Origin of the sequence: Ramlibacter sp. (assembly GCF_035706265.1) — a bacterium.
Taxonomy (GTDB): Bacteria; Pseudomonadota; Gammaproteobacteria; order Burkholderiales; family Burkholderiaceae_C; genus Ramlibacter.
This window is the reverse complement of record NZ_DASSVG010000288.1, coordinates 1-3142: the sequence shown is the minus strand read 5'-3', so window position 1 is coordinate 3142 and position 3142 is coordinate 1. Positions and strand designations below refer to the sequence as shown.

Annotated in this window: 4 protein-coding genes and 1 pseudogene; 3 read left to right on the top strand and 2 right to left on the bottom strand. The window is 66.6% G+C overall.

Features of this window, described 5'->3' with window-relative positions:
* The 3 genes and pseudogenes from VFM98_RS10580 to VFM98_RS10570 all read left to right on the top strand — a co-directional run.
* Positions 1 to 334, top strand: a pseudogene (locus VFM98_RS10580) (F0F1 ATP synthase subunit beta); the annotation flags it as partial.
* Positions 335 to 337: 3 nt separating this feature from the next.
* On the top strand, positions 338 to 766 hold the full coding sequence (locus VFM98_RS10575; RefSeq protein WP_325109884.1) for a F0F1 ATP synthase subunit epsilon: 429 nt from the start codon (positions 338 to 340) through the stop codon (positions 764 to 766).
* Positions 767 to 1051: 285 nt separating this feature from the next.
* Positions 1052 to 1789, top strand: coding sequence for a hypothetical protein (locus tag VFM98_RS10570; protein WP_325109883.1), 738 nt, complete (start codon positions 1052 to 1054; stop codon positions 1787 to 1789).
* Between the two features lie 55 nt (positions 1790 to 1844).
* Here VFM98_RS10570 and VFM98_RS10565 read toward each other — a convergent pair whose 3' ends face one another.
* Complete coding sequence (locus VFM98_RS10565; protein WP_325109882.1) at positions 1845 to 2051, bottom strand: YbdD/YjiX family protein; 207 nt, start codon at positions 2049 to 2051, stop codon at positions 1845 to 1847.
* The coding region (locus VFM98_RS10560; RefSeq protein ID WP_325109881.1) for a carbon starvation CstA family protein at positions 2048 to 3142 on the bottom strand (1095 nt) is incomplete at its 5' end. The genes VFM98_RS10560 and VFM98_RS10565, both read right to left, overlap by 4 nt.

Here is a 3142-nt window from a genome sequence, read left to right as displayed (position 1 = left end):
AGACCACTACGGCACCACGCGCGCCGTGCAGGCCACCCTGCAGCGCTACAAGGAACTGCGCGACATCATCGCCATCCTGGGCATGGACGAACTGTCGCCGGAAGACAAGCTGGCCGTGGCCCGCGCCCGCAAGATCCAGCGTTTCCTGTCGCAGCCCTTCCACGTGGCCGAAGTGTTCACGGGCACGCCCGGCAAGTACGTGCCGCTGGCCGAGACGATCCGCGGCTTCAAGATGATCGTGGCCGGCGAGTGCGACCACCTGCCCGAGCAGGCCTTCTACATGGTCGGCACCATCGACGAAGCCTTCGAGAAGGCCAAGAAGCTGGCGGCCTGAGCCATGGTGGACACCGCCCACACCATCCACGTCGACGTGGTGAGTGCCGAGGAGTCGATCTTCTCGGGCGAGGCGCGCTTCGTCGCGCTGCCCGGGGAGGCCGGCGAGCTGGGCATCTATCCGCGGCACACACCGCTGATCACGCGCGTGAAGCCCGGCTCGGTGCGCATCGAGCGGGCCGACGGCAACGAGGAGTTCATCTTCGTGGCCGGCGGCATCCTCGAGGTCCAGCCGAACCGCGTGACCGTGCTGTCCGACACCGCCATCCGCGGCAAGGACCTGGACGAAGAGAAGGCCAACGAGGCGAAGCGCGCGGCCGAAGAGGCCCTGCGCAACGCCAAGAGCGAAATCGACATGGCCCGCGCCCAGTCCGAACTGGCCGTGGCCGCCGCCGAGATGGCGGCCCTGCGAAAATACCTCCGGAAGAAATAAGAAGAATCACGACGAAGAAGAACAACATCCGTCTCGAAACAAGAACGCGCTAAAAACCCGCGCACTGCAGCCCCGATCGCAAGGTCGGGGCTTTTTTCTATGTTATTCACCGCATTCCGGAGCGGCGATCATCGGCAACTGCCTGGGGAGCGCTCGCCCCTGGCCTCGTGCACTACATCACTCCTGCGGCGTGCATTGCGCGACAGCCCGGAGGCGCGGTATGCGACGAGACTCGCTGCTCAGTCGCGCGACACCCGCTGCGGCAATTCGAGGAGAGCAAGTCTCATGAACCTGGGCAGGAAGATGGCCGCTGTGGCGATGACGGGCCTCATCGCTTGCGTTACTGCGTGCGGCGGCGGCGGCGGCGGCGGCGGCGGCGGCGGCGGTGGCGGCGGCGCGGACGATACGCCCGGTTTCGCGGGCGACCAGGCCACCGTCGTCGCGACGGTGCGTTCAACCGAAAATAGCCCGATCCTGACGCTATCGGGGGAGACTGCGGGCTTGCCGCCGAACACCAGTGTCGTGGTTCAGGAGGCCGCGGACGGTCCCTTCGAGGCGGGCGAGGTCAGATGGAGCTTGACCAGCGCAGACAGGTTCGAAGTCGAGGTGCCGGTGAAGGCGAAGTTCCCGCCCGGCAAGTACACCGGCATCCTTCGATTCCGGCTGTGCTCCGTAATTCCGTGCACCTCGGAGCAACCAGTCAGTGTCGTTCGCGAACTGCCCTATGAGGTCACGGTGCAGCAGGGGTTGACACTCACGGTCAGAATCGACGGCGTGCTTCTCGCGATCGACGACAGCGGGAACTTCCCGCGTGCGCACCAGGGTTCCGTGGTCACCGTCGAAGCCTCGGAGCCCGTGCAGTGGGACAACAACTTACAGGTGAGCAGCTTTGCGAACATCACGCAAACGCCCACCACGTGGACGGGCACGGTGACCAGCACGGTATCCGGCGTGGAGCTCGTGATTGCGAGGACACTCGCCCAACCCCCGGACGAGTTGGCCAGGACCATTCTCATCGAGTGACACCTGAAGAGACAGGCCGGATGCACCGGCCTGTCTGGGACTGCGGCGCAGGACATCAGCAGCATCGGCCGCTGCTAGCCCCCCCATAGCGCCGCTCGATCGCCCACGCGCTGTATGCTTCACGCGTCATCACCGGCTGCCCAGGATGCGTCGCCGCCGCGTGCGCCAGGTAGCGCTCGTAGTCCGGCATTCCGAACACCTGGCGGCAGGCGCCGCAGAACGCCTGCCAGCGCTGGAATCTCCCGCTTTCCTGCGGAGTCATTCGCCGCCTCCAGCGGGCGCGAAGGACGACGGGATCTCGCGCGCGGTCGGCCGCGACTCGCGCAGCGCCTTCAGGCACGTGCGCGCGGCGAAGAAGCACATCGCCAGCACCAGCAGCACGAACACCCCGCACACCACCGCGTCGACGTAGTTGTTGAAGGCCACGCGCTGCATCTCGGCGATCGACTTGGCCGGCGCCAGCACCTTGCCCTGTTCCGCCGCGTCGCTGAACTTGTGGGCCAGTGCGAGGAAGCCGATCTTCGGATCCGGATGGAACACCTTCTGCACGCCCGCCGTGAGCGTCGTCACCAGCAGCCAGGCCGTCGGCACCAGCGTCACCCAGACGTACTTCTCGCGCTTCATCTTCACCAGCACGGTGGTGCACAGCAGCAGCGCGATGCCGGCCAGCATCTGGTTGCCCACGCCGAACAGCTGCCAGAGGCTGTTGATGCCGCCCAACGGGTCCACCACGCCCTGGTACAGGAACCAGCCCCACAGCCCCACGCACAGCGCCGTGGCGAACAGGTTGGCGCCCAGGTTGTCCGTGTCGCCGAGCGGCTTGTACACGTGCCCCAGCATGTCCTGGATCATGAAGCGGCCCACACGGGTGCCAGCGTCGACCGCGGTCAGGATGAACAGGGCCTCGAACAGGATCGCGAAGTGGTACCAGAAGGCCATCATCGCCTGGCCACCGAGGGCGGTGCCCAGGATGTGCGCCATGCCCACCGCGAGCGTAGGCGCGCCGCCGGCGCGGGCCAGGATCGTGCTCTCGCCGATATCCCTGGCCATCTGCGTAATCGCCTCCGGCGTGATCGTGAAGCCCCAGCTGGAGATCACCTGCGCGGCCTGCAGCGGCGTGTTGCCCACGACGGCGGCCGGCGCGTTCATCGCGAAGTAGATGCCCGGCTCGAGCACGCAGGCGGCGGTGATCGCCATCAGCGCGACGAAGGACTCGGTCAGCATGCCGGCGAAGCCCACCAGCGGCATGTGCGACTCCTTTTCCACCATCTTGGGCGTGGTGCCCGAGGAGATCAGCGCGTGGAAGCCGGAGACGGCGCCGCAGGCGATCGTGATGAAGAGGAACGGGAACAG